Genomic DNA, 26,694 nt, shown 5'->3' on the forward strand with positions numbered 1-26,694 from the left:
GCTGCTCAGGCCGACAGGCGCTGCAGCAGGCGCTTTACCGGTGCCGGCAAGCCGGCATCCAGCGCCTGGGCCACAGGCAGCCACTGCCCGGCGGTCTCTTGCACCCGGTTGCTGGTCAGCGTATCCAGCCGCACCGGCACCGGGGTAATGATCAAGCGAAAATGGGTAAACACATGCTCCAGTTCTGGCCAGGAGGGCAGCACATCACCACTGCCCTGCTCGGCCAGCCAGCTTTCCACCGCCATGGAGTCGGCAAATTCAGGCAGCGACAGCAGGCCGCCCCAGATACCGCTGGGCGGGCGACGCTCCAGCCACACCTTGTCGCCATGCTGTGCCAGCAACATGACGGTGTGACGGGTGGGCACGGCCTTCTTCGGACGCGGCGTGGGCAGCTCATGGGTACGCCCCTGCTGTGCGGCCATGCAACCGTCCACCATCGGGCAGACGGTACAGGCCGGTTTGCGACCGCACACGGTGGCACCCAGATCCATCAAACCCTGGGTGTAGGCAGTCATCTGTGCACCATCTGACGGCAGCAAAGATTCTGCCAGCGTCCACAGCCGGTTTTCCACTGCCTTCTCGCCCGGAAAACCGCTGATGCCGAAGCAACGTGTCAGCACACGTTTGACATTGCCATCCAGAATGGTTTCGCGCTGACCAAAGGCAAAGGCGGCAATTGCAGCCGCCGTGGAACGCCCGACACCAGGCAGGCGCTGGATTTCCTCGCGCCGGGAGGGAAAGCTGCCGCCAAACTCCTCCATCACCATGCGCGCCGCCTTGTGCAGATTGCGTGCCCGGCTGTAATAACCCAGGCCGCTCCACAAGGCCAGCACCTCATCGACGGACGCTGCCGCCAGGCTGGAAATATCAGGAAAATGCTGCAAAAAGCGCGCGTAGTAGCCCAGCACCGCAGTAACCTGCGTTTGCTGCAGCATGATCTCGGACAACCAGATCCGGTATGGGTCACTCACCTGCCAGGGCAGATCGTGCCGGCCCTGCTGTTCCTGCCAGGCCACCAGACGGGTGGCAAATGAATCCTGCAACATGGCAAAGCCGCGCCAAAACAAAAGGGAACCGGACATGCTACCTGAAAGACGGAGCAGCACCAAGCAGTGCGCCTGCAAATAAGGTAAAATGGAAGATTGCTTAAAGCTTGCTTATCTGAAGGATGTACCCATGGCCACTTTCCGTTCACGCCAGCGCGCCAATCTGCGCCGCGATGTCAGCAGCAGCGACACCTCCCCCGCTCAGCCTGCCGCTGGTAGTGCCGCCGCACCCGCCGATGGCACGGCCAAGGGACCTATCATCCAGAAAAAAGCACCGTCGGCCGATGGCCCGCGTGATCCTTACTCCTCCCGCCGTCCGGCCGCCGGCCAGCCGCCACGCCAAGGAGAACAGCGCCGCTTTGATGCGCGTGACGGTGAACGCAAGCCGTTCAACCGTGACGACCGCGAACGCAAGCCTTATCCGCCGCGCGATGGCGAGCCGCGCCGTTTCGATGCGCGTGACGGTGACCGCAAGCCGTTCAACCGTGACGACCGCGAGCGCAAGCCTTATCCGCCGCGTGATGGCGAGCCGCGCCGTTTCGATGCGCGTGACGGTGACCGCAAGCCGTTCAACCGCGACGACCGCGAGCGCAAGCCTTACCCGCCGCGCGATGGCGAGCCGCGCCGTTTCGAGCCGCGTGATGGTGAGCGCAAGCCGTTCAACCGTGACGACCGCGAGCGCAAGCCTTACCCGCCACGCGATGGCGAGCCGCGCCGTTTCGAGCCGCGTGATGGTGAGCGCAAGCCGTTCAACCGTGACGACCGCGAACGCAAGCCCTATCCGCCACGCGATGGCGAGCCGCGCCGTTTCGAACAGCGTGACGGCGAACGCAAACCGTTCAACCGTGATGACCGCGAACGCAAGCCTTACCCGCCGCGCGAGCGCGATGCTTCGGCACCGCGCAGCCTGCATCCGGCCGACAACCGTGGCGATCTACATGAATCGCGCCGCCCGGATGGCGAACGCAGCTATCAGCGTGACCGCGGCCCGTCTGGCCGCAAACCGCTGAACAGCCAACCGGATCGTCAGATCGAGCACAAGCCGGCACGCCATAATATGGAGCGTCAGCCGGAACGTGACCATGCCCCTGCCGCACCGGCAGCCAGCGAGCAAAGCCCGCGCAAGCTGTTCGCCAAACCAGCCGGGCATCGTGAAGACAGCGCCCCGCGTGACAAGCACTTCCGCCGTGACGAGCAGCCGCGTGAACAGGCTCCGCGCCGCTTCGAGCACAATGATGCCACCCGTCACTACGACCCGGAAATTCTGCCGGCACCGACTGCCGAGCGCGAAAACCGCTTCCGCCGTGACGAACCGGCGCAGGAACAAGCACCGCGCAAACTGTTCTCCAAAGCGGCCGAGCGTCGTGATGACAGTGCGCCGCGTGACAATCACTTCCGCCGAGAGGAAGCACCACGCGAACAAGCCCCGCGCCGTGCCGAACGCCATGACGCAGCCAGCTACTACGACCCGGAAATCCTGCCGGCACCGGCTGTCGAACGGGAAAACCGCTTCCGCCGCGACGAACCGGCGCAGGAAAACGCACCGCGCAAACTGTTCGCCAAACCGGCCGAACGCCGGGAAGACAGTGCACCGCGTGAGCGCTTCCAGCGCGAGGACAGCCCGCGTCGCGATGCCCGCCATGAACGCAGCTGGGAGCCGCGCGAGCGCAGCAACTCCCCGGCCAGCCTCAAGCCTTTTGACAGCCCTCGACGCATGGAGCGCGACCCGCGCCAGCACGACAGCCGCCAAGCCAGAAGTGCGGACAAACCGGCATGGAACGACAAGCTGGCCGCACAAGCGGTGTATGCGCTGACCGGCCTGCGCGACAAGCAACTGGCCTTGTTCGCCCCCTGCCCGCGCGGCCTGGAAATGACACTGGTGGCCGAGCTGAACGCAATGGGTGCCAACGATGTCAGCAAGGTGGACGGCGGGGTGGCCTTCCGTGGCGACGCCGACATCATGATGAAGGCCAACCTCTACAGCCGCACTGCCAGCCGCGTGCTGCTGAAGCTGGCCGAAGGCGCTTACCAGCAGGAAAGCGACATCTACCAGCTGGCCATGCAGATTGACTGGCCGCGCTGGTTCGACGTATCGCGCAGCATCAAGGTAAAAACCGATGCCATTGGCGCACAACTGCGCAGCCTGGATTTTGTTTCGCTCAAGGTAAAGGACGCCGTGTGCGACCGCTTCCGTCAGGCCAATGCTGGTCGTCCCAATGTGGACACCCGCACGCCGGACATGCGCATCCACGCCTTCCTCACCCGCGACCATGCCACCATTTACCTGGATACCAGCGGCGAGCCGCTGTTCAAGCGCGGCTGGCGCGAGGAAACCGGCGAAGCACCGCTGCGGGAAAACCTGGCGGCCGGCATTCTGCTGATTGCCGGTTACGATGGCAGCCAGCCGTTGCTGGACCCGATGTGCGGCAGTGGCACCTTCCTGGTGGAAGCGGCCGACATCGCGCTCAAACGCGCGCCGGGTCGCAACCGCCGCTTTGGTTTCCAGCGCCTGCGCGAATTTGACGCCCTGTCCTGGGAAGCGCTGCTGAGCGAAGCCCGCGCTGCCGAACTGCCGGTACGCGACCTCGCCATCAAGGGCAGCGACCGTGCCCGCAACATGCTGCCGATTGCCCGTGCCAACCTGCAACGCGCCGGCCTGGCCGATGCCATCGAATTGCAGGCACAGGACATCCTGGAAGCACGCCCGTTTGCCGACAGCGGCTTTATCGTCACCAACCCGCCCTATGGCGTGCGCATGGACGAACAGGACGCGCTGGCCGAGTTGTACCCGCAACTGGGCGACTGGCTGAAGGCTTACTTTGCCGGCTGGACTGCCCACTTCTTTACCGGCGACTTGCGCCTGTCCGACCTGATCCACCTGTCGGTCAAGCGCCGCACCCCGCTGTTCAACGGCTCGCTGCCCTGCCGTCTGTTTGCCATCCCCATGGTGGCTGGCAGTGCCCGCCGCGAGAAACCGACGGCAGATGATACCAACGCAGATGACCGCGCTGCCGAATAAGACGCATTAGCCACAATGGACAAGGCCCGGCATCGCCGGGCCTTGTCCATCTTCATATTCGCTTACATCGCAATAGGCTACCTGTCTTGCCGTCATGCATCACACCTCCAGGCCTGCTTTCCCTGCACACCACTGGACAAGATAGCCACCCGACACAATAAGGCAGATACCAAGCAATTCGAATGAGTGGGGCATGCGCGCATCCAGCATATAACCGTAGGCAAGCGCAAAAATGGTCTCAAGACACAGCACTCGCCCTGCCACAATGCTGGAAATATGGCGTGACGACACATTCCACAACCACATTGCCACATAAGATACAAAGACACCCAAGAACACCACACCAAGCATGAAGGCGATTAACCTGTCAGCAGAATAAGCTGTGAACACTGACATATCATGGCCGACGAATACATAGGCAAAGAGCGTAAGCAGGAGACTTTGCAATAAAGCGCAAATACCCAACAAACCCGCCCAGCGCAATGAAGAAATACCGATGTTAGACTTAAGAAAGCGGGCATTAGCAATGCAATATATTGTAAGCAACGACAAAGCCATCAATGAAAAAACAATGCCGCGAACATGATCAGCATCCAGCGTGAGGCCTGATGCATCATTCACACTCAAAAAATTAATCAATACAATTCCAAAAACAATCAAACCAATACCTGGCAGCAAGCCAAGCACTGACTGGCCCTTGTCTTGAGATGCACCAAACAAGATGACAGAAACAGGCAACAAGCCAATAATAAGCGCTGGATAGACAAAACCACTATATTTGATACCAAAGGTCAAGAAAAGATAATAACCCACATTACCACAAAATGAGATTACATTTGCCGCCATGAAAATGGGAAATGAAATTCTGACATTACCCAAACCCAACAACAGCAAAACAGCAATCGAAGTAACACCATATACAAAATAACGAAAAATGGTGATCAACTCCGAAGGAAAGTCATGCAAGGCATACGGAACAATAAAGGCCGCCCCCCACAAGGCATTCGCACCAATACCTAGCATCACATAAAAATTAGAATTCATATTACGAGCCATGGCATAAAACTCCCAAAACGAAACAGTGAAACAAATATTTCAAAGTTAACAAACTACAGCTTTGAAAAATTATGGTCACCACCCATTTCAGATATCCCAATGAGCACTTGATTGCAATAGCATTTTTCCCAAAAACTAACTATCAAGATAATAGCTGTCACTATAGACAGAACATCACCTCTACCAACACGTCGACACCACCATGCAAACTTCTTTCATTTCCGCCACGGTCTTGCTGATCCTGATTACCGATCCACTAGGCAATATTCCGCTGTTCATCTCCGCGCTCAAGCAGGTAAAACCGGAGCGCCGCAAGAAAGTGGTGTACCGCGAATGCATGATCGCCTTTCTGGTTCTGCTGACTTTCATGTTTTTCGGCCGCAATTTTCTGGACGTGATGCACCTGACCGATCAGTCGATGCAGGTGGCGGGCGGGGTGATCCTGTTCCTGATTGCACTGAAGATGATTTTCCCCAGCGAGGGCGGCAGCGTGTTCGGCAGTGACAAGATGCATGGCGAACCCTTCATCGTGCCGATTGCCATTCCGCTGATTGCCGGGCCTTCTGCCATGGCTACGGTATTGCTGATGTCCACCCGCGAGCCATCGCGCATGCTGGAGTGGATAGGCGCACTCACCATCTGCATGCTGGTAACCACCGTGGTGTTCCTGTTTTCCGGACGCTTGCAAAAATTGCTGGGCGAGCAGGCCATCACAGCACTGGAACGATTGATGGGCCTGGTTTTGACAGCGATTTCGATTGAAATGCTGCTGGGTGGCGTGGCGTCGTATATCCGCCAGTTTCATTAAACTGTGCAGGGGTGACACTGGCTATCAGACAATGATGTTCAAGCCTGATATCCAAGAATGAATGAAAGCGCATGCAAAGCATGCGCCCTAGCGCGATCGGACAATCATGTCTGCCGCACGTGACGACGTTGCAAGTCTCCCCGTCACTGACTGACCATATGCTGCAGCTTCAAGATCGCTTTGTTCTTTTGCCGCAGCAGGAACAGTGGCAGTAGCAGGAGGGGCGGATGCTGCGGAGGCAGATTCGCCAGCGCGCTCTGTCGTGAACTCCTGCAATTGCTGGCGCAAGCTGGCCACGGCACGGTGTGCACTTTCCTTGTCAGAACGCTGTACACGCAGCTCTTCTTGCAGTGCTGTTTGCTGCTTGCGCAGCACATCGCACTCCTTGCGCAGTTCATCACATTGCTGACGTAGCGCGCGCAACTCATCGTAAGACTGCGCCAGCTTCTCATGCGTCTCGCTCAACTCACGCTCGACCCCGACCAGACGCGATTCGGTCTGCCCCAGACGATTGGCCGATTCATCCAGGCGCGGAGCCGCACGCTCCAGCTCTTGCTGTTGCCGTGTATTCAGTGCCAATACCATGCTCAGTTGCTGGCTGGTGGCCTCCAGCTCGGCCGCCTGACGTTCAAATGCATCAGCCAGCTCGGCTCGCAGGGCATCCAGCTCATCCCGCTCAGTCTGCCAGCCGGCTTGCGCAGTACGCAGATGTTGATTTGCAAACTGCTGGGCATGCATCCAGACAGCCTGAATTGCCACCAGTCCTGCTTCTTCTACAGGGACGGGCAGCTTGTTGCCCAGCGGCTCGGGGCTGACAGGCTGGATCTTGCGCCATTCCCTGAGTACCAGGCTGGCCACGTTCATATCGACATTTGCACATTTGCGGACTTCGTCCAGCGCAGGAAATGACTGGTGACCATTTTTGGCGTACAGGTCTGATGCAACATTATGGATGCGCTCGCGCACTTCAACAGGGATCGAGTCGACATTAACCATGGGTTTTTCCTTTAACTGGCAGTGAACATGCAGTCCACCAAGCAACGACGGCATCCATTGCCACAACTCCCGGATGACACGGCCACTGTTGCCGGTCAGTCCCGCTTGTGCAGCCAGAACCAAGAATGCTTTTGAGTAAAGCTGTGATTTTTTCGCGTTACCCGGAAATGCACAACGGATCAAAGCAGGCACAAAGTACAGTTACCCATTCAGCACCAACGCTATGCTTATCAACTGTTTTTGGCCGACTATCCGTTCAATCCATTCAGCTTAGGGATATCAGCAATTAGCCTAAAACCAATCGCTTGCTAGGATGTAGGCAACAACAGGATCCAGACAGGGTCCGGAACAACGCTCAACCTCCGAACATCCGAGAACAAGAGACCAGACATGCAAGCCAGAACTCCGCTCTACTCGCGCCTGTACTTCCAGGTGCTGGTTGCCATTTCCATCGGCGTACTGATGGGGGCTTTCTATCCGGAAGCTGCCGCCAAAATGAAGCCGCTGGGTGATGCTTTCATCAAGCTCATCAAGATGATGATTGCCCCCATCATCTTCTCCACCGTGGTGGTGGGTATTGCCAAGATGGGCGACATGAAGGAAGTTGGTCGCGTCGGCGTCAAGTCCCTGTTGTATTTTGAAATCGTCACGACACTCGCGCTGGTAATCGGCCTGGTGGTGGTGAACCTGCTGCAACCGGGTGCTGGCCTGAATGTGGACCCACATACTCTGCATGCCAAGGAAATCGTCAAATACACGGCGGAAGCCAAGGACATGAATACCGTGGACTTCCTGCTGCACATCATCCCGGACACGGTGGTGGGTGCCTTTGCCAGCGGTGAAATCCTGCAGGTATTGCTGTTCTCGGTATTGCTGGGCCTGGCGCTTACCCGCATGGGCAGCAGCGGCAAGACCGTCATTTCGATGCTGGACGAGTTTTCCCATGCCCTGTTCGGCGTGATCAACATGCTGATGAAGCTGGCACCGATCGGCGCTTTTGGTGCCATGGCCTTCACCATCGGCAAGTACGGCGTGGGCTCGCTCAAGCAGTTGGGCTTCCTGATGGCCTGTGTCTATCTGACCTGCTTTGCCTTTGTCTTTGTGGTACTGGGTGCCATCGCCCGCTTCAATGGCTTCAGCATCTTCAAGTTTCTGGCCTACATCAAGGAAGAAATCGTGCTGGTACTGGGTACGTCTTCGTCCGAATCCGCCCTGCCGGGCATGATGAAGAAAATGGAACACCTGGGCTGCGCCAAACCGGTAGTAGGCATGGTGATACCAACCGGCTATTCCTTCAATCTGGATGGTACTTCCATCTACCTGACCATGGCCGCCATCTTCATTGCCCAGGCTACCAATGTGCAGCTGAGCCTGGGTGAAGAGCTGGGCATCATCGGCGTGCTGTTACTGACCTCCAAGGGTGCGGCGGCAGTCACCGGCGGCGGTTTCATCACCCTTGCCGCCACCTTGGCCACACTGGGCGGCAAATTGCCGGTAGAAGGCCTGGCTCTGCTGATCGGCGTGGATCGCTTCATGTCCGAGGCGCGTGCCATCACCAACCTGATTGGTAATGGTGTGGCCACCGTGGTGGTGGCCCGCTGGGAAAAAGCGCTGGACCAGGACCGCATGCAGCGCGTGCTGAACGGTGAAGTGCTGCCGGAACCGGATGCCGTACCCGCCAAGCATTGATACAGCAGCAGATCCCACTTTCAGTCAGTTTACGGCCCGTCATACGATGGGCTGTTTTTTTGCTGGGCAAAGAACTCCACCAGGAAATCGACAAAAACCCGTACCTTGCCTGGCACATGGCGGCGCACTGGGTAAACCGCCGAGACATCCAGACACAGCAGGCCGAAATCATCCAGAATGGTTTGCAACTGCCCGGTCTCCAATGCCTGCTGCAGCAGGAATTCCGGCTGGCGGGTAATCCCCATGCCCTGAATGGCGGCATCGGTGAGGATATCGCCATTATTGGCACGCAAGCTGCCTTTTACCCGCACCTTGCCAGTGCTGCCGTCCAGACACTGGTATTCCCACAGATTGGGCTGGCTGGTCAGGGTGTAGATCAGACAATCATGCTGCGCCAGTTCGTCCGGGTGCTGCGGCACGCCATGACGCAGCAGATAATCCGGAGACGCACACAGCCGGTCGCGCACTTTGGCCAGCGGACGGGCAATCAGGCTGGAGTCAGCCAGATTGGACACCCGGATTGCAAGGTCAAATCCCTCTTCTACCAGATCCACCTTGCGATCGTTCAGCGACAGCTCCACTTCAACCTGCGGATGCTGGCGCTGGAAGCCGGCAATCGCCCGCCCCAGAAAGCGCATGCCGAAAGAAACCGGTGCCGTCACCCGCAAGCGGCCACTAGCCTTACTGGCACCTTGCGACAGCAGGGCATCCAGATCCTCCAGCTCGGCAAGCAGGGCCCCGCCCTGCGCCAGATAGGTTTCACCTGCCTCGGTTAGCGACAGGCGACGGGTTGTCCTATGCATCAACCGGACGCCAAGGCGCGCCTCCAGTGCCGACACCAGCTTGGTGACCATGGCGCGCGAGAGATCCAGCCTGTCGGCCGCGGCGGCAAAGCTGCCCTGCTCCGCCACGGTGACAAATGCGCGGATTTCCGAGAATCTGTCCATATAATTTCCAATTAGTAAATAATTTCTTCATTTATAGCATATTTATTCAACCATCAGCTCATGGTCAAATGCCCTCATTGCAACAGCCCACCCCATACGGGCTTTAACCGCTACAGGAGCCTTACCATGCAAACCACCTCTCCAGCCCTTTCTGCCCTGATTCTGCGCGTATCCCTGGGCCTGATGTATCTGGCACATGGTGCCACCAAGCTGTTTGTATTTGGCCCGGCCGGTACCGCGCAGTTCTTTTCCAGCCTTGGCCTGCCCGGTTTTGTCGGCTACCTGTCGATGGCAGCTGAAATCGGTGGCGGTCTGCTGCTGATCCTGGGACTGAAAGCACGCTGGGTTGCGCTGGCGCTGGTGCCGCTGCTGGCCGGTACCATCGTACTGGTGCATGGCGCCAATGGCTGGATGTTCACCAATCAGGGGGGCGGCTGGGAATACTCAGCCTTCCTGATCACCAGCTCGCTGGCACTGTTCTTCATGGGTGAGCAGCCGGGCCGGGCAGCGCAACAGTAATCTGTCACGCCATTCCACACTTCACGCGATCCGTCCAGCCAGACGGGTCGCGTTTTCATTTCCCGCCGCGCTGCGCGCTTGCTCCACCGCCGCATCCCGCTATGCTGAATGGTTGCGGCCACCACGCCACGACTGTGGCATGGTGGCTTCAAGCAAGAATGCATTTTATTGACGGCCATCAAGCCAGTTTCACATCAAAGCTGTAGCTAAATTACAATATTGGCATCATACAGGCGTTGCAATCTGCCTACACATCCAGTGGCAAAAACAGGTTTAATCCTGAAATAACAATATTCTTGCGTTTAACAGGCTGATTAGGCACTTGCCTTACGCGCCGAGTTGCGGCTTAATCCTGCCCCAACAATCGCTCGTAATAAAATAACTGTTGCAATCAACTCCTGAGGAGTTTCACATGGGCTCTCCCGCGCCACGACTGGACATTCTGGCCCCCCTTTCCGGGTGGCTGGTCGCTCTGGATACCGTCCCCGATCCGGTTTTCGCCGGCAAAATGGTGGGTGACGGCATTTCCCTGGACCCGACTTCCTGCTCGCTGCTGGCCCCAGTCACCGGCATCGTCAGCAATATCCATACAGCACATCATGCGCTGACCATTACCTCGGACAATGGTGTCGAAGTGCTGGTGCATATCGGCATCGACACCGTCATGCTCAAGGGCGAAGGCTTTGTACCGCTAGTAGAACAAGGCCAGCAGGTGAAGGCTGGTCAGCCGCTGATCGACTTCGACCTGGACCTGGTGGCCTGCACTGCCCCCAGCCTGCTCACCCAGATCATCATCACCAATGGCGAAGTGGTGGAGAAGCTCACCTGCGCCAGCGGCCTGGTAGAGGCGGGCAAGAGCATCATCATGACGCTGGACCTGCAAGGCAGCGCAGAAGCCGCCAGCCAGGCGGAAGGCGATACCCTGAGTTCGGAAACCATCACCCTGACCAACCCGGCCGGCCTGCATGCCCGTCCGGCAGCCGTGTTTGCCAGTGCCGCCAAGCGCTTTGCCGCCGACATCCAACTGCAACTGGGCGACAAGCGGGCCAATGCCAAATCGGTGGTCGGCATTATGGGCCTGGCTACGGTAAACGGTGATCAGGTACAGGTCGTGGCCACCGGCAGCGATGCCGCCGCCGCCATTGCTGAACTATCCCAACTGCTGCTGGACCGCTGCGGTGAAAGCCTGGACGAAGCCCCGGCCGCTCCCGCTCCTGCTACTACCCAGCCGGTGCAGCAGGACAGCGCTGGCGTGCTGGCTGGCGTGGGCGCTTCGCCCGGCATCGCCATTGGCCGCATCTTCCACCACCGCCTGCAGGAATTTGACGTGGTGGAAGCCGGTGCCGCCGGCGTGATGGAACAGCAAAACTTCACCCGCGCGACCGAAGAAGCCGCCGAGCAGATCGAAGCCATCAAGGCCCAGCTGCAAGACCAGGCCAAGCGCGCCATCCTGTCCATGCATCAGGAACTGCTGCAAGACCCGGACCTGCTGGCACTGACCTATGCGGGCCTCGCCGATGGCAAATCCGCCGCCTGGGCCTGGCGTGCCGCCTTCAGCGCCTACTCTGCCCGCCTGGAAGCGCAGGACAACGCCCTGCTGCGTGAACGCGCCAACGACATCCGCGATGTGGGCCGCCGCGTGCTGGCCTTGCTGGCCGGCGTCAAACAAAGCGAGCTGGATGTTCCTGCCGGTTCCATCCTGATTGCCGAAGACCTGGCACCGTCCGATACCGCGGCACTGGACCCGAGCAAGGTACTGGGTTTCTGCACCCGTACCGGTGGTGCCACCAGCCACGTGGCCATTCTGGCCCGCTCGCTGGGCATTCCCGCCATCTGCGGCATCTCGCAAGCTGCGCTGGCACTGCAAGATGGCCGTGAAGTGATTCTGGACGGCACGGCCGGCACCCTGAACATTGCGCCGACCGCCGCCGAGAAGGCCGAAGCCGAAGCCGCCATCGCCCGCCTGGCCGAACGTCGTGCTGCCGAACAGGCCATGTCGCAACAGCCGGGCCGTACTAGCGACGGCAGCCGTATCGAAGTGGTGGCCAATATCCGCAATGCCGCCGATGCCCGCGATGCCGTGAAAGCCGGTGCTGAGGGCGTGGGCCTGCTGCGTTCGGAATTCCTGTTCGACAACCGCGACACCGCCCCGTCCGAAGCTGAACAGGCTGCCGAATACTGCGCGGTGGCCCGCGAGCTGGGTAGCGATCGCCCGCTGGTGGTGCGCACGCTGGACGTAGGTGGCGACAAGCCGCTGTCCTACCTGCCCCTGCCCAAGGAAGACAACCCCTTCCTCGGCCTGCGCGGCATCCGCGTCAGCCTGGATCGCCCCGACCTGCTGCGCACCCAGCTGCGCGCCATCCTGCAAGCCGCACCACTGACCCGTCTGCACATCATGTTCCCCATGGTGGCTTCGCTGGACGAGCTGCGCGCCGCCAAGGCCATTCTGGCCGAAGAGCAAGCTGCCAGCGGTCACGCCGACGTCAAGGTAGGCATCATGGTGGAAGTACCGTCTGCCGCCATCCTGGCTGCGCGTTTTGCGCCGGAAGTGGATTTCTTCTCCATCGGCACCAACGACCTGACCCAGTACGTGCTGGCGATGGACCGTGGCCATCCGCAGTTGGCCAAGCAGGCCGATGCCTTGCATCCGGGCGTGCTGGCGATGATTGCCATGACTTGCGATGGTGCCCGCGCTCACGGCAAGTGGGTGGGCGTGTGCGGTGGCCTGGCCTCGGACGAACGTGCGGCCCCGGTGCTGGTGGGCCTGGGCGTGACCGAGCTGTCGGTCAGCACCCCGGCCGTGGCTAGCGTCAAGGCCACACTGGCACGCTGGAGCATGGACGAATGCCGTGCACTGGCCCAACAAGTAGTAGCACTGGGCACGGTGGCTGAAGTACGCGCCCATCTGGCACAACAGGCGCGCTAAGCGCGACCAACCTGCCGTCCGGCTTTCCCCGGACGGTGCTGGCTCCCGGCCAGCTGAGCCGGACGGGAGCATTACGCAGGAATCACTATCATGTTTGATCAATCCTTCGCTTTTCTACAGAAAATCGGCAAAGCACTGATGCTGCCGGTTGCCGTGCTGCCGGTTGCCGGCCTGTTGCTGGGTATTGGTGCAACCGACTTCCACACCCAAAGCACCGTGCTGCTGGCCGTGCTGTCGCTGATGAAGAACGCCGGCGACGTGATCTTCGGCAATCTGCCGCTGATCTTTGCCGTGGGCGTAGCGCTGGGCTTTACCGAAAACGACGGCGTGGCCGCCATTGCCGCCACCATCGGCTTCCTGGTGATGACCACCACGCTGGGCGTGATGGCCGGGCTGCTGGGCGTGAAACCCGACACCATCATGGGCATGCCATCCATCCAGACCGGTGTGTTCGGCGGCATTCTGGCCGGTGGCCTGGCGGCATACATGTTCAACAAGTACTACCGCATCAATCTGCCACAGTATCTGGGCTTTTTTGCCGGCAAGCGCTTTGTGCCCATCGTCACCGCCGTGGCTGCCATCGTGCTGGGCGCGGTACTTTCCTTCGTATGGCCCCCCATCGGCGGCGCCATCAAGACCTTCTCGCAATGGGCAGCGGTCAGCGACCCGCGTACCGCCGCCACCGTATATGGCTTTGTCGAGCGTCTACTGATTCCGTTTGGCCTGCACCACATCTGGAACGTACCCTTCTTCTTTGAAATGGGCGACTTTGTCGATGCCAGCGGCAAGCACATCCACGGCGACATCAACCGCTTCTTTGCCGGCGATGCCACTGCCGGCGTGCTGTCCGGTGCCTTCCTGTTCAAGATGTTCGGCCTGCCGGCTGCTGCCATTGCCATCTGGCATACCGCCAAGCCGGAAAACCGGGTGAAAGTGGGCGGCATCATGATTTCCGCCGCACTGACTTCTTTCCTGACCGGCATTACCGAACCCATCGAATTCGCCTTCCTGTTCGTGGCTCCGGTGCTGTACTTCATCCATGCCTGCCTGGCAGCATCGGCCCAGTTTGTGGCCAACTCGCTGGACATGCACATGGGTTTCACCTTCTCGCAAGGTGGCATCGACTTTTTGATGTTCAACCTGATCGGCAACAAATCGCACCATGCCTGGTATGTGTTCATACTGGGGCCGATCTACGCCGTCATCTACTACAGCGTGTTCCGCTTAGTCATCCTCAAGTTCAACCTGAAAACCCCGGGTCGTGAAGACGAAGATGGTGCTGCACAAGATGCGGTCAGCGAAGACCAGCGCGCCCGCGCCCTGGTACTGGCCTTTGGCGGTCGCAGCAACATCACCAATCTGGATGCCTGCATCACCCGTCTGCGCATTGCAGTGAAAAACCCGGCCCAGGTGGACCAGGCCAAGCTCAGGGCCATGGGTGCATCCGGCGTGGTACAAGTGGGCAGCGGCATTCAGGCCATTTTCGGACCGCAGTCGGAAAACCTGAAAACCGATATGGAGATCTACCTGAAAACCGCCGGTGACGATGCCGAACTGCCTGCTGCAGCTGCCAGCGCAGCCACTGCGGCAGTCCTTGCGCCGGCAGCGGTAGCCGCCAGCCCGGCCGACCCGCAACTGGCCGCCACGGCTGCCGCCATCCTGGCCGCACTGGGTGGCCGCGGCAATGTGCAGCAGGTGGAAGCCATTGCCCACACTCGTGTGCGCGTGGTGCTGAAGCAAGCCGACAGCCTGAATGAAGCAGCCGCCCGAGAAGCTGGCGTAATGGCCTGCGTGCAGACCCAGCCTGGCACCTGGCATCTGATCGTTGGCGACAAGGCAGGAGCGCTGGCACTGGCGCTGAAAGGCTGATAATGGACTACCTGGTGGCATATCAACTCACCTCCTGACGCCAGCCCGATACGTACTGCATATATCGTTCAAGTTCATACACAAACGCCCGATCCAACACATCGGGCGTTTTATATTTCCGGCCTTGGAAAAGCTGACCAAGCTGCTAACAACTCACTGCCTCCATGGCAAAGTGACCGAACCTGGCCGCTGATCACACTCGGGCTCGTCAGCACTTGAACCTGCTTTTACAACTTGCCATCCCTAGTTTGTTAGCACGACATTGCGGCTGAGTCCCCAAGCCTGTAAAGCATGGCCTTGCATGTAAAAAGCGCACTTCCCGCTTCCGGGGAAATGCGCTTAACTGACCAAGATACATTATCTTGTAACTTAATTATTCAAGATGAATTGTATTTCCAGCATCACAAACATAAGACTGTCCCACCTTAACATGAACAATTTTTACTTGATATGTGACAGGACTCATCTCACCAGACAATACTCTGGAAAATCCTGTATTAATGCCGTCCGAAATTCCTAAATGTTTATTCACATCGGGGCGAGGAATAGACAAAACCTGAAATATGGATTCGCTTCCACGTTCATCCTTAACAGCCAAATATACATCATCCGCTTGCTGCCCACTTTTACCCGGCAACATACTCCAGCCTGAGATATTTACAAATCTCTGGCCATCTTTTTTAATAACTTCCGCAGAATCAACCCCACCGGCACAATGAACCGGCTTCCATTGCATGTTATTCAACTCTCGGGATGGTGTTGCAATTGCACAGCCCTGCACAATACCAACCTTCCATGTGCGCCCCACTCCAGACCACTTGACAAGCTCAGACACATCTGGCCGCACGCCACCACAAGAAACGACACCACCCAACTGACCATTTCTTATGAAATTTTCAGGCTTCTCGACAACTTCCCCATATTTATCAAACCAGTCCGGCACCGTAAATGATTTACGCTCGGACATATATGAAAATGTCGAACTCCAATCATTACCAAATGCAACAAATTCCTTACCTACCGGCAACTCCCTCTTCAAAACATCACCAACAGCAACATCACGATTAGTTTTATCAAACACCGCCTTCAAACTATGAACAAAACTTGAATTGAAAGCAGCATAATTAGACAACATAATCAGAAAGAGGGAAAATAGAACAGCCTCACCACCCAGTAATGGAGCCAGACCAGCCCCCAGCGAAACGGCCAATGCATAAGCAAAAAACAAAATATTAGCCGACTGGTAATAGTCATGAATAATATGCAAATTTGTAAAAAGCAGCAAAGGAGCCAACCCCATCCCCAATGCACACAACATCACCATTTTGACATACCGGCCAACGCCGAGCAAAAAAGGAACAAAGCAAATAAAAAGGCCAAGTGCTCCGCACATATTAATAACAAATATACGTTTCCAGAACACAGCCCCCCACAGCGCACCGGAAAAGCGCTGCCCCAATGTACCCCAATTCCATTTTGCCAATGCTGCCGAAGTCAACTTAACACCCAAGGGATTGAGCATCTTGACACTATCCGTATAAGAAACCCATGCATAACCAATTAGAATAGGAATAATAAAAAGCACACCCGTCAGCAGCATTTTCTTTCCCAGAACAACCTGAAAAAGAGATTCATCACGCTTCACTTCCCTGAAAAAATAAACCAAAGAAAGAACAAAAAGAACCGGCAAAGCAGTCGTTGCCTTCTGTAGCACCGCAAGCGTTGCATACAGCAAAAACAAAGAAATTACCTTTAGAGAACTCCGCCCCTGAAAATAATCCAAAAAATAAACGACAGACATCAGTGAGAAAAACAATGCCGCCGTTTCAATCATGAAACTTCTACCCCAATATATATAAATGGGCATAGAGAATACAATCGCAACAAATAAAATAAAAACAACAAATGGCAAGTTGAGTTTTTTGGTAATCGAATAAACAGAACCCACCGAACAAATGAAAAACAAATAACTCACAATCCGCCCAGTCGCATCCAGAGACACACTGAAGCAATGAGATATAACTGCAACAATAAATTGATAAATCGGAAATTCAAATGGTATTGACCATGGAAATCCAGCGACAGGTGTTTCATAAGACATCCTGAATCCATCCTGCAAAAACCAATACGCAGTCAATGCAGTTTGTGACTGTCTAAATGCATACAAATCAAGAGGTGCCTGCCCAGAATATGCCAATGCCAAGTATGTTGAATAAACAACTGCAATAAAAGCAAGCGCACTCAGGGACAATAGCCAGGATCTGTTACTTAATTTTTTCACGATCAGCCCATTAAGAATATGAAAAACCGAAGCACCCTTCAGCCTCTGAATATAATAGAAGACGACTTATCAAACAAAGCAATGCGCTGCAAGAGAATTAGATATCGTTCAACAAGCAAGACGCATCGAGTAACCATCGAAGTTGGCGACATCGTACCATTCTCAATGATTTTCCGGAAATGCCATCCATATCCTACCAATCATTCAAGCCTGTATTTTCAATAAGTAACCCATAAACATGAAAGGGCTGCCTGAGGCAGCCCTTTCATGTTTATGCATCTGGCAAGTCAGATGTACTACAAAGCAAACAACTGCCGCAGATGCAAGGCCACGCCGGACTGCACATTACTGGCCACGGTTTGTGCCAGCGGCAGCTGCGACGCCAGTCGCGGATGGGCATTGGCCATCACGCGCGGATGGCCTGCGGTTTGCAGAAGTTCGATATCGTTCTGGCCATCACCAAAGGCCAGGCAATCAGCGGTGTCGATGGCCAGTTCGTCCAGCACCAGTTGCAGGGCATGGCCTTTGGAAACGCCGGGTGCCATCACTTCCAGGCAATTGTCTGCCGAGAAGGTGATATAGGCACGGTCACCCAAGGCCTTGTGCAGCTTGGCTTCAACCGTCAGCAAATGGGTGTGGTCGGCGATATACAACACCTTGGCCACGCCCGTACCAGCATGCTGATGCAAGGGCGCAATCTGGTAGTGCAGACCGGAGTCGGCGTGCAAATCCAGCAGGTACTGGTAGGGTTGGTCAATCAGCCAGGCATCGTCCAGATAGAAATTCAGCACGGTTCCCGCCGCAAATTCCGGCTGGGCAATACGGCGCACGATGGTGGGGTCCAGATTGCTGCTGTGGATCAGGCGATTGTCCGGGTCATGCACCCGCGCGCCATTGGAGCTGATCAGATAGGCGGATATCCCAAGCGCATCACGAATGCCTTTGACATCCAGATAATGACGGCCAGTGGCCAGCGCAAAGCGCAGACCGCGTGCTTCCAGTTGTTGCAGGGTTTGTGCGGTCAGCGCGTTGACGCAGTGGTGTTCATCCAGCAAGGTGCCGTCCAGATCGGAGGCAATGAAACGGTACACGGCAGGACTCCGCTTGAGTGTGGGAGCAAGCGATTTTACACCCACTGCCATGTAGCCGCAGGACTACACTGCAGCGGGAGCAGAAATGCAAAAAGCCAAGCATTGAGCTTGGCTTTTGCGTGAATTCTGGTGGCCAGTCGCGGAATCGAACCACGGACACGCGGATTTTCAATCCGCTGCTCTACCAACTGAGCTAACTGGCCGTCTGAACAAGGCAGTGAGTGGTGGCCAGTCGCGGAATCGAACCACGGACACGCGGATTTTCAATCCGCTGCTCTACCAACTGAGCTAACTGGCCATCGCTGCTACGCTTTCGCGTCATCAGAGCCACGCATTAAATCAGAGCCGGCTCACTGCGTCAAGATATTTTTCAAAAACAGCCAGAATGCGGGGGAATTTTCCGCCTTGGCCTTGGCAGGCAAAAAAGCCGGCTCAGGGCCGGCTGGGTCAAGATCACTACACCGCATCGGCCTGCCGTGCCGGATGAGCAGTGGCAAAGGCAGGCAAGGCCGCCAGCGCGGCATCGATCCGGACAATATTGGGATACGGCGTCAGATCAAGCCCGAAGCGCCGCGCAGCAAATACCTGTGGCACCAGGCAGGCATCCAGCAAACCCGGCACGTCGCCTGTGGCATATTGCGTCACCTGCGCCGTCAACTGCTGCTCCAGTGCGCCAAAGCCGGTGGCAATCCAGTGACGGATCCATTGCAGCTTTTCTGCTTCAGGCTGGGCCAGTACATTTTCCAGATATTTCAGCACCCGGGCATTGTGCAGCGGGTGGATATCGGCACATATGCTCAAGGCCAGCGCCCGTACCCGTGCGCGGGCAAAACGGTCGGCCGGCAACAGCGCTGGCGTATCCGGATAGGCCTCGTCCAGATACTCGCAGATGGCCAACGACTGGGTCAGCAACTGGCCGCCATCCAGCAAGGCTGGCACCAGCCCTTGCGGGTTGAGCGCCAGATAGGCCGGATCGCGCTGCTCACCCTTGAGTAAGTTGACCGCCTGCTGCCGGTATTCCAAGCCTTTCAGGTTAAGCGCAATGCGCACCCGGTAAGCGGCACTGGAGCGGTAATAGCCATACAGGACACGCTCAGTCATGGGCGATCACTTTCTGATCGATGCGACCGAAAATGGAATGGCCATCGGTATCCAGCATTTCTATCCGCACCTGATCACCCGGCTGCATGAAGGGCGTGACGGGTGCGCCCTGTTCGATGATCTCGATCATGCGCTGCTCGGCCAGGCAGCAGGAGCCGGTGGCACGGTCGTGATTGGAAATGGTGCCGGAACCGATAATGGAGCCGGCCGCCAGCGCGCGGGTCTTGGCCACATGCGTCACCAGCTGGGCAAAGTTGAACTGCATTTCCACCCCGCACTGCGGCTGGCCATACAGTTTGCCGTTGTATTCCACCCGCAGCGGCAGGTGTACCTTGCTGTCCTGCCAGGCGCGGCCCAGCTCGTCCGGGGTCACCGCCACCGGCGAGAAGGCGGTGGCAGGCTTGCTCTGGAAGAAGCCGAAGCCCTTGGCCAGCTCGGCCGGAATCAGGTTGCGCAGCGTGACATCATTCACCAGCATCAGCAGGCGGATATGCGTGGCGCAGTCGCCAGCCTGGCTGCCCAGCGGGACATCGTCGGTAATCACCGCCACTTCGCCTTCAAAATCCAGCCCCCAGCTGACATCGGCCAGCGGAATGTCGGCATGTGGCGGCAAAAAGGTATCCGAGCCGCCCTGATACATCAGCGGGTCCTGATAAAAACTGGCCGGTACTTCGGCACCACGCGCCTTGCGTACCAGTTCCACATGATTCAGGTAAGCACTGCCATCTGCCCACTGATAGGCACGTGGCAGCGGGCTGTGGCAGGCGGACTGGTCAAAGCGGACGGCACCGTTGACCGTCCCCTGGTTCAGGGCGGCATAGACTTCCTGCAAGGCGGGCTCGCAGCGGCTCCAGTCATCCAGCGCAGCCTGCAGGCTGGCGGCAATATGCGGTACCGCAAGGGCATGGCTGAGGTCTCGGCTGACAACCATCAGCTGGCCATCGCGGGTGTGATTGCGGTAGGTGGCTAGTTTCATCGGTGTGCTTTCCTTGACGGGCGGTATGGCGTGTCGCTCCAGCCGCCCTGTGTCAGGTTCAGGTCTTGGGCTTCCAGCTGTCCACGTAGCCGGTCCACTCGACGGCAGGCAGGCCGGGGCCTTGCTCCAGCGCGCTGCGGGTATCAATCATCACCGCCACTTCGTCGGTGAATTTCTTCGGCTCGCTCATGGCCTTGGCAAAGGCTTTGGGATGCGGACCATGGGTGAAGCCCGCCGGGTGGAAGGTGAGCATGCCGGGCTTGATATTGTCGCGGCTGAAAAAGTCGCCAGCGTGGTAGAAGATGACTTCATCGTAGTCGTCGTTGTTGTGATAGAACGGCACCTTGAGCGCACCGGGGTCGGATTCGATCGGGCGCGGCACAAAAGTGCAGATGACAAAGCCGTCGGCCACAAAGGTGCTGTGTGCCGAGGGCGGCAGGTGATAACGATGGCTCATCAGCGGCCGGATGTCGCGCCAGTTGATGCGCGCCACCGCGACCGTGCCATGCCAGCCGATGGCATCCAGCGGATTGAACGGGTAGGTGACGGTAGACAGCACATTGTGGCGCTTGATCACCACCTGCCATTCGTCTTCGGTCTGTTGCGCCCTGAAGGCATCGTCGATGGCCGGGACATCCAGCATGGCTTCGTCGAAAATCGCATGCGGGCCGACAATGCCCTTGTCCGGCAGCTGGTAAGCCCCGTTGCTGGCTTCAATCAGCAGCATGGTGGTGGTGTCAGCCGGTTCGATGCGCCAGTTGGTGGAACGCGGAATCAGGATGTAATCGCCATCGCGGTAGCTCAGGTGGCCGTAGTCGCAAAACAGCTCGCCGCTGCCGGCATGGATGAACAGCATGTCATCGCCATCACCATTGCGGTACAGCTGGGTCATGGCCTGGGAGCAGGTCCAGATGCGCAGCTGGCACTGGCTGTTATGCAACACCAGCGGTGCGGACCAGGGAGCTGCCACGTCCTTGGGCAGTTCGTTCAGGTCGAAGGCGCGCGGCTTGAGCGGCCCTTCCCATGCCGACCAGCCAGTGGGCGGGTGCTTGTGATGCAGATGGGTGGCCGGGCCAAAAAAACCGCTGCGCCCGACTTCACGTTCATAAATGCCCTCCGCCGGCAAATCGGCGTGGGCCTGACGGGAAATTGTCCCTTCCCGGTGCGGGAATCCTATCCATTTACGCATGGGGCATTCCTTGCCTGCATGGCTGGCCGCCATACAGGGAGAGCTGTGCACAGAGGCAGACGGCGCAACCATCTGCCACCTTGTCCTGCCTTGCCTTAATCCGCCTTCAGCACGCCGCGGCGGATCTGGTCTTCTTCGATGGATTCAAACAAGGCACGGAAGTTGCCCTCGCCAAACCCCTCGTTGCCCTTGCGCTGGATGATTTCAAAGAAAATCGGCCCGATGACGGTTTCGGTGAAGATCTGCAACAGGATGCCCGCGCCTTCCACCGGTGCACCGTCGATCAGGATGCTGTTCTTGCGCAGGCGGGCCAGGTCTTCGCCATGACCGGCCACGCGGCTGTCCACCTTGTCGTAATAGGTGTCCGGCGTATCCAGGAAGCGCGTGCCGGCGGCCTTCAGCGTTTCCACCGTCTGGTAGATGTCGCGGGTGGTCAGCGCAATGTGCTGGATGCCTTCGCCGTGGTATTCGCGCAGGAATTCCTCGATCTGGCTCTTGTCGTCGGAGGATTCGTTGATGGGAATGCGGATCTTGCCGCAAGGGCTGGTCATGGCCTTGGATACCAGGCCGGTGAGCTTGCCTTCGATGTCGAAATAGCGGATTTCGCGGAAATTGCCGATGTTTTCGTAGAAACCGGCCCATTTCGCCATATTGCCGCGGATAACATTGTGGGTGAGGTGGTCAATTTCATACAGCCCGACACCAGCCGGGTGCTGGTCCACGCCATCCAGCGGCAGGAAATCCACATCGTAGATATTGTGAGCCGGGCCGTAACGGTCGACAAAGTACAGTGCCGAGCCGCCAATACCCTCCACCGCCGGGATGTTCAGCTCCATCATGCCGATGGGGCGCACATAGGGTTTGGCACCGTGGGCCAGCGCATATTCATAAGCCTTGGCCGCATCCTTCACCCGCCAGGCCATGGCACAGGCGGACGGGCCATGTACCTTGCCGAATTCGTTGGCCGGCTGCGTGGGCTCGCCATTCAGGATGAAGTTGATGTCACCCTGACGGTACAGGCTGACATTCTTGCTGCGGTGGCGTGCCACTTCGACAAAGCCCAGCGACAGGAACAAGCGGCGCAAATCGGCAATGCCTTCGGCTGTGGGGGCCGTGTATTCGACAAACTCGAAACCATCGGTTGCCAGCGGGTTATGCAGTAGTGCTTCCATTTTCATCATCTCTCCTCTTTGTTATCACAGCCAGGCACGCTGGATCGCAGCATAGCCGGCTATGGCTGATGTGCATGACGGCAAGAAAATGACCGGGCAGACAGTAGACAACAGAGTGAAAGACAAGCCGGAAAACGAGGAGTGGGCTGGCTACGTGACGAAGCAACTTGGCACATGACACCACCGTCTTGAGCATATCAGCCAAGCGCGAGCCTGCCCGCAGCCAAGGGCAGAAACTGCTTCAGTTTCCCGGCGGCACGGTTTTGTGTGTCTCACCAGGCATCTCCTCTATCTTTGCCGACATTATCCAGTGATCTGATGCCACCGTGTAAAATGTCCAGGTTAGGCTTTTTATTCTAGGGAAAAAGCCTGGCAATTTTCTTGCGAACATTCCCCGGATACACAATAACTAGAAATATAATTTCAACAAATTAAAACCAGAGGAGTTTACATGCCAAGTCTTACGCTAGATAAGACAGACTTGCGCATCCTGTCCGAGCTGCAGCTCAATGGCAGGTTGACCAATGTGGAGCTTGCGGAAAGAGTAGCCCTCTCTCCTTCCCCCTGTCTCAGACGCCTCAAGCAATTGGAGGAGTCTGGTGTCATTCGCCAGTATGTGGCGTTGCTGGACCCGGCCAAAATCGGCCTTGGTTTGCAGGCTTATGTGCGCGTGGTGCTGGAGAAGCGTGGCAACACGCATGTACAAAGTTTTATTGATGCAGTCCAGCGCTGGCCGGAAGTTATCAATTGCTTTGCAATGACAGGGGAAATGGACTACCTGTTGCAAGTTTATTTTGAAGATCTGGAACACTTTTCACGTTTTGTGATGGATGAACTGTTACAACAGCAAGGTGTGGAAGATGTAAAATCCAGTTTCGTCCTGAAAGAAATCAAGCGCACGACCTCCTTGCCGCTCAGCCAGCTCAGAAGTCTTTAAGCCGGCAGGCATCCAGCAAATCTCTGCGCAGTCCGCAATATGCAGGAGGAATGAATAAAGGCCCCCGGCATGCAGGTGACTCGACAGCTCCGTATCCTTGCCCTGGTTGTTGCAATAATGTTGCACAGCCAGGCATGGGCATTTTCGGTCACTTTCATCTCGCCGGGGCGTGCGAACGAGGCCTTCTGGCTCAGTGCCAGCCGGGCGATGCAGGCAGCAGCCAGTCAGCTGGATATCCAGCTGGAAGTGCTATACGCCGAACGGGATCCGGTGCAGATGATGACATTGACCCGCACTGTCACCCAGCGCGTACGCAAGCCGGACTACCTACTGCTGGTTAACGAAAAGCTTGCCGGTCCTGCCATGCTGTCAATGGCCGATCAGGCTGGCATCCCCTGCTTCATCAGCTTCAATCAACTTACCCCCGCCCAGCTGCAGGCCAGCGGTCAGCCACGCCAGCGGCTCAGGCACTGGCTGGGATCTCTGGCCCCGGACAATACCATGGCCGGCAGCCTTACCATGCAGGCACTCCTGGATGAAGCCCGCCAGCGCTTTACACCCGGAACCCCGCTCAATGTCCTGATGATGGCTGGAGATCGCTCCACCCCGGCCTCCACCGAGCGGGTAGACGGTGCCAGGCGCGTCCTTGCCGCCCATCCATCGGCCCGTCTGACCCAACTGGTTTACGGAGAGTGGGAGCGCCAGCGCGCACTGCAACAAGGGCTGTGGCTGCTGCAGCGCTATCCACAGATCAATATTGTCTGGGCAGCCAATGACGAGATGGCATTCGGTCTGGAAGAAGCCATCACGCGTAGCGGCAAACAGCCCGGCAAACAGGTACTGCTCAGTGCCATCAACAATTCACGCCAGGCCATGCGCGAGCGGCGGGATGGCCGCCTGAGCGCACTGGCTGCAGGCCATTTCATGATGGGTGCCTGGAGCCTGGTGTTATTGTACGACTACCAGCACGGCCAGGATTTTGCCAGTGAAGGCCTGCAGTTGCGACCTGCGGTGTTCAGTACTGTCTCCAGCGCACAAGCCCAGCGCTTTTTGCAGTTATTCGCCGATAATGACTTCAGGGGCATCCGTTTCAAGCAGTTCAGCAAATTCGCCAACCCGGCCTTGCAGCGCTATGCCTTCGACTTCAGCACCTTGCTGAACTAGGAGCTTGTCCATGCCCACGCGCAGACTCACCCGCCAGCTGATCTGGCAACTGCTGCTGTATACCCTGCTGTTTGGCGTGGTAGTAACCGCACTGAAAGCAGGGCAGGTGCTGCGCGATGGCCAGCGGCAAATGGATGCCATCCCGAGCACCGTGTCACGACTTTACCTGCCGCTACTGGGACAAAGTGCCTGGGATGTGGATATACCAGCCCTGCAACTGCAATTGCGCCTGATTGGCCAGATGCCCGGCGTACAGAGTGTTGAACTACGCACCGAGCTGGGCCAGTCGCTACGCTATGAAAACCCGGAATTGTCCGACCAGCTGAACAGTGGCACATACCGGCTGCAGTTGCTCGCACCCCACAGTATGGAGAGCATAGGCACGCTACAGCTGACCGTGTCGCGCCAGCATATCTACCACGCCATCTGGCAGGAAGTGGCCAGTTCGGCCTTGCAGTTCCTGCTGGAATTTTTTGGGCTGGCCTTGCTGCTGTGGTGGCTGTTCAACCGGCGTCTGGTCAAACCATTGCAGGGCATGGCCCATACCGTGCGCAGCTATCAACCCGGCACGGAGCTGCCGCCCCTGCTCCCCGGCCAGCCACAACAACACACCGATAATGAGCTGAGCGAGCTGGCCCGTGCCTTTCGCGGCATGAGTAACAATATCAACCGCCATCTGGCAGAGCGGCAGACGATTGAAACCGAGCTGGCCAGCCACCGTGACCAGTTGGCCGAACTGGTGACCGAGCGCACAAAAGAGCTCAACCAGCTATTAAGTTTTCAGCAGTTGATCGCGGCTATCTCCACACGCTTCATCAATGTTCCATTACGGGATATCGATCAGGCCACTGATATGGCACTGGGAGAAATCGGACGATTCATGCAAGTGGAACGCTGTTATCTGATCAGCTTTTCCGATGACTGGCTGGTCAATACCGTGCATGAATGGTGTGCATCCGGCATCCAGCCCACTACTCACACCCTGCTGGGACAAAACATGCTGCAGCGCAGCTGGGCTTGGCAGCAATTGCAAAGCTTCGGCCTGCTGTCGCTGGATGCGCTGGCAGATCTCCCGGCTAGCGCACAGCAGGAGCGCCTGGAGCTGGAAGCCCATCAAGTACAAAGCCTGTTCATGCTGCGTATCGACCACATGGGCCGACCGGTTGGCCTGTTTGGCTGCGACATGGTCAGCCGTCCGCGCCGCTGGCAGGGCAAGGAACAGCAGCAAGCGCGGCTGCTGGGCGAAACCCTGGCCAACACCATCATCCGCCGCCAGCAGTTGCAGGCATTGAGCAGCACTCAGCAGCAACTGCACAATGCCAATGCTGATCTGGCTCGCATGGCATTCAGCGATGGCCTGACCGGCATTGCCAACCGGCGCTATTTTGATGAACAGCTCACCCAGTGCTTCCAGCAAGCCAGGACAGAAGCAAGCCCACTGAGCGTGCTGCAGATTGATATCGACTATTTCAAGCAATTCAACGATAGCTATGGCCACCTGGCCGGCGACCAATGCCTGCGCCAGGTGGCGCAATGCATTCATGCCCAGTTGCCAGAAGTGCAAGACCTTGCCGCACGGGTAGGTGGTGAGGAATTTGGTGTGCTATTGCCGGGCAGAAACAGCGAGCAGGCCGGCGTGCTGGCCGAAAGGATTCGGCAGGCCATCTGGCAGTTGGCCATTGCCCATCGCAAGAGCAGCACAGGCGACCGGGTGACTATCAGTATCGGCGTAGCCACCCTGCATGAACGGCATGATGCCGAGCACATGCTGATGCGAGATGCCGACCGGGCGCTTTACCGGGCCAAGAACCAGGGACGCAACCAAGTGGCCTACGCCGATGTGCCTTCAGCCATGACAAACCAGATAGCAGATCCGCACCCATGAACAAAATAGCCCGGCAATGCCGG

General features: G+C 57.7%; 19 protein-coding genes and 2 tRNA genes. 9 read left to right on the forward strand and 12 right to left on the reverse strand.

Features of this window, described 5'->3' with window-relative positions; translation table 11 throughout:
• Positions 1 to 5: 5 nt before the first annotated feature.
• Positions 6 to 1,043 carry an A/G-specific adenine glycosylase gene (gene mutY / locus QVF59_RS04390; RefSeq protein WP_287877780.1) on the reverse strand — a complete coding sequence of 346 codons (1,038 nt, stop codon included), beginning with the start codon at positions 1,041 to 1,043 and terminating at the stop codon, positions 6 to 8.
• 133 nt (positions 1,044 to 1,176) lie between these two features.
• Between mutY and QVF59_RS20825 the strand changes: the two genes are divergently transcribed.
• On the forward strand, positions 1,177 to 4,065 hold the full coding sequence (locus QVF59_RS20825; protein ID WP_353851328.1) for a THUMP domain-containing protein: 2,889 nt from the start codon (positions 1,177 to 1,179) through the stop codon (positions 4,063 to 4,065).
• Positions 4,066 to 4,164: 99 nt separating this feature from the next.
• On the opposite strand, the gene QVF59_RS04400 is transcribed toward QVF59_RS20825, so the two are convergent.
• Positions 4,165 to 5,121, reverse strand: a complete 957-nt coding sequence (locus QVF59_RS04400) for a DMT family transporter (protein ID WP_287877590.1) — start codon at positions 5,119 to 5,121, stop codon at positions 4,165 to 4,167.
• Positions 5,122 to 5,323: 202 nt separating this feature from the next.
• Here QVF59_RS04400 and QVF59_RS04405 point away from each other — a divergent pair, with 202 nt between their 5' ends.
• Complete coding sequence (locus QVF59_RS04405) at positions 5,324 to 5,929, forward strand: MarC family protein (RefSeq protein ID WP_159874934.1); 606 nt, start codon at positions 5,324 to 5,326, stop codon at positions 5,927 to 5,929.
• An 87-nt stretch (positions 5,930 to 6,016) separates the two neighbouring features.
• On the opposite strand, the gene QVF59_RS04410 is transcribed toward QVF59_RS04405, so the two are convergent.
• Positions 6,017 to 6,925 carry a DNA-binding protein gene (locus QVF59_RS04410; RefSeq protein WP_287877592.1) on the reverse strand — a complete coding sequence of 303 codons (909 nt, stop codon included), beginning with the start codon at positions 6,923 to 6,925 and terminating at the stop codon, positions 6,017 to 6,019.
• A 390-nt stretch (positions 6,926 to 7,315) separates the two neighbouring features.
• On the opposite strand from QVF59_RS04410, the gene QVF59_RS04415 reads away from it, so the two are divergent.
• Positions 7,316 to 8,614, forward strand: coding sequence for a dicarboxylate/amino acid:cation symporter (locus tag QVF59_RS04415; protein WP_159874932.1), 1,299 nt, complete (start codon positions 7,316 to 7,318; stop codon positions 8,612 to 8,614).
• A gap of 29 nt (positions 8,615 to 8,643) precedes the next feature.
• Here QVF59_RS04415 and QVF59_RS04420 read toward each other — a convergent pair whose 3' ends face one another.
• Positions 8,644 to 9,561, reverse strand: coding sequence for a LysR family transcriptional regulator (locus tag QVF59_RS04420; RefSeq protein ID WP_287877595.1), 918 nt, complete (start codon positions 9,559 to 9,561; stop codon positions 8,644 to 8,646).
• 126 nt (positions 9,562 to 9,687) lie between these two features.
• On the opposite strand from QVF59_RS04420, the gene QVF59_RS04425 reads away from it, so the two are divergent.
• The 3 genes from QVF59_RS04425 (at position 9,688) to ptsG (ending at position 14,875) form a co-directional block, all read left to right on the forward strand.
• Positions 9,688 to 10,080, forward strand: coding sequence for a DoxX family protein (locus QVF59_RS04425; protein ID WP_287877597.1), 393 nt, complete (start codon positions 9,688 to 9,690; stop codon positions 10,078 to 10,080).
• A gap of 412 nt (positions 10,081 to 10,492) precedes the next feature.
• Positions 10,493 to 13,006 carry a phosphoenolpyruvate--protein phosphotransferase gene (gene ptsP / locus QVF59_RS04430; protein ID WP_287877599.1) on the forward strand — a complete coding sequence of 838 codons (2,514 nt, stop codon included), beginning with the start codon at positions 10,493 to 10,495 and terminating at the stop codon, positions 13,004 to 13,006.
• A 90-nt stretch (positions 13,007 to 13,096) separates the two neighbouring features.
• Positions 13,097 to 14,875 (forward strand): PTS glucose transporter subunit IIBC, encoded by a 1,779-nt coding sequence (gene ptsG, locus QVF59_RS04435; RefSeq protein WP_287877600.1) that lies wholly within the window; start codon positions 13,097 to 13,099, stop codon positions 14,873 to 14,875.
• 373 nt (positions 14,876 to 15,248) lie between these two features.
• On the opposite strand, the gene QVF59_RS04440 is transcribed toward ptsG, so the two are convergent.
• The 8 genes from QVF59_RS04440 to hppD form a co-directional block, all read right to left on the reverse strand.
• Positions 15,249 to 17,156, reverse strand: coding sequence for an ArnT family glycosyltransferase (locus tag QVF59_RS04440; RefSeq protein ID WP_287877602.1), 1,908 nt, complete (start codon positions 17,154 to 17,156; stop codon positions 15,249 to 15,251).
• A gap of 296 nt (positions 17,157 to 17,452) precedes the next feature.
• A complete protein-coding gene (locus QVF59_RS04445) occupies positions 17,453 to 18,247 on the reverse strand; it encodes a Cof-type HAD-IIB family hydrolase (RefSeq protein ID WP_287877604.1) in 795 nt (264 codons plus the stop codon).
• Positions 18,248 to 18,374: 127 nt separating this feature from the next.
• Positions 18,375 to 18,450: transfer RNA gene (locus QVF59_RS04450), tRNA-Phe, on the reverse strand.
• A 19-nt stretch (positions 18,451 to 18,469) separates the two neighbouring features.
• Positions 18,470 to 18,545: transfer RNA gene (locus tag QVF59_RS04455), tRNA-Phe, on the reverse strand.
• Positions 18,546 to 18,703: 158 nt separating this feature from the next.
• Complete coding sequence (gene maiA, locus QVF59_RS04460) at positions 18,704 to 19,348, reverse strand: maleylacetoacetate isomerase (protein ID WP_159874926.1); 645 nt, start codon at positions 19,346 to 19,348, stop codon at positions 18,704 to 18,706.
• Positions 19,341 to 20,324, reverse strand: a complete 984-nt coding sequence (locus tag QVF59_RS04465) for a fumarylacetoacetate hydrolase family protein (RefSeq protein ID WP_287877606.1) — start codon at positions 20,322 to 20,324, stop codon at positions 19,341 to 19,343. The genes maiA and QVF59_RS04465 overlap by 8 nt, the downstream gene beginning before the upstream one ends.
• 58 nt (positions 20,325 to 20,382) lie before the next feature.
• Positions 20,383 to 21,513, reverse strand: coding sequence for a homogentisate 1,2-dioxygenase (locus QVF59_RS04470; RefSeq protein ID WP_287877608.1), 1,131 nt, complete (start codon positions 21,511 to 21,513; stop codon positions 20,383 to 20,385).
• Positions 21,514 to 21,608: 95 nt separating this feature from the next.
• Positions 21,609 to 22,691: a 4-hydroxyphenylpyruvate dioxygenase gene (gene hppD, locus QVF59_RS04475; RefSeq protein ID WP_159880700.1), complete on the reverse strand. Its 1,083-nt coding sequence runs from the start codon at positions 22,689 to 22,691 to the stop codon at positions 21,609 to 21,611.
• 445 nt (positions 22,692 to 23,136) lie between these two features.
• Between hppD and QVF59_RS04480 the strand changes: the two genes are divergently transcribed.
• The 3 genes from QVF59_RS04480 to QVF59_RS04490 all read left to right on the forward strand — a co-directional run bounded on the left by QVF59_RS04480 (position 23,137) and on the right by QVF59_RS04490 (position 26,671).
• The gene (locus tag QVF59_RS04480) at positions 23,137 to 23,622 is read left to right on the forward strand and encodes an Lrp/AsnC family transcriptional regulator (RefSeq protein WP_089085887.1); all 486 of its coding nucleotides are present in this window, start codon (positions 23,137 to 23,139) and stop codon (positions 23,620 to 23,622) included.
• A 117-nt stretch (positions 23,623 to 23,739) separates the two neighbouring features.
• The gene (locus QVF59_RS04485) at positions 23,740 to 24,786 is read left to right on the forward strand and encodes an ABC transporter substrate-binding protein (RefSeq protein WP_287877613.1); all 1,047 of its coding nucleotides are present in this window, start codon (positions 23,740 to 23,742) and stop codon (positions 24,784 to 24,786) included.
• 10 nt (positions 24,787 to 24,796) lie between these two features.
• Positions 24,797 to 26,671, forward strand: a complete 1,875-nt coding sequence (locus QVF59_RS04490; RefSeq protein WP_287877614.1) for a sensor domain-containing diguanylate cyclase — start codon at positions 24,797 to 24,799, stop codon at positions 26,669 to 26,671.
• Positions 26,672 to 26,694: the final 23 nt, after the last annotated feature.

The organism is Aquitalea sp., assembly GCF_030150775.1.
GTDB lineage: Bacteria > Pseudomonadota > Gammaproteobacteria > Burkholderiales > Chromobacteriaceae > Aquitalea > Aquitalea denitrificans.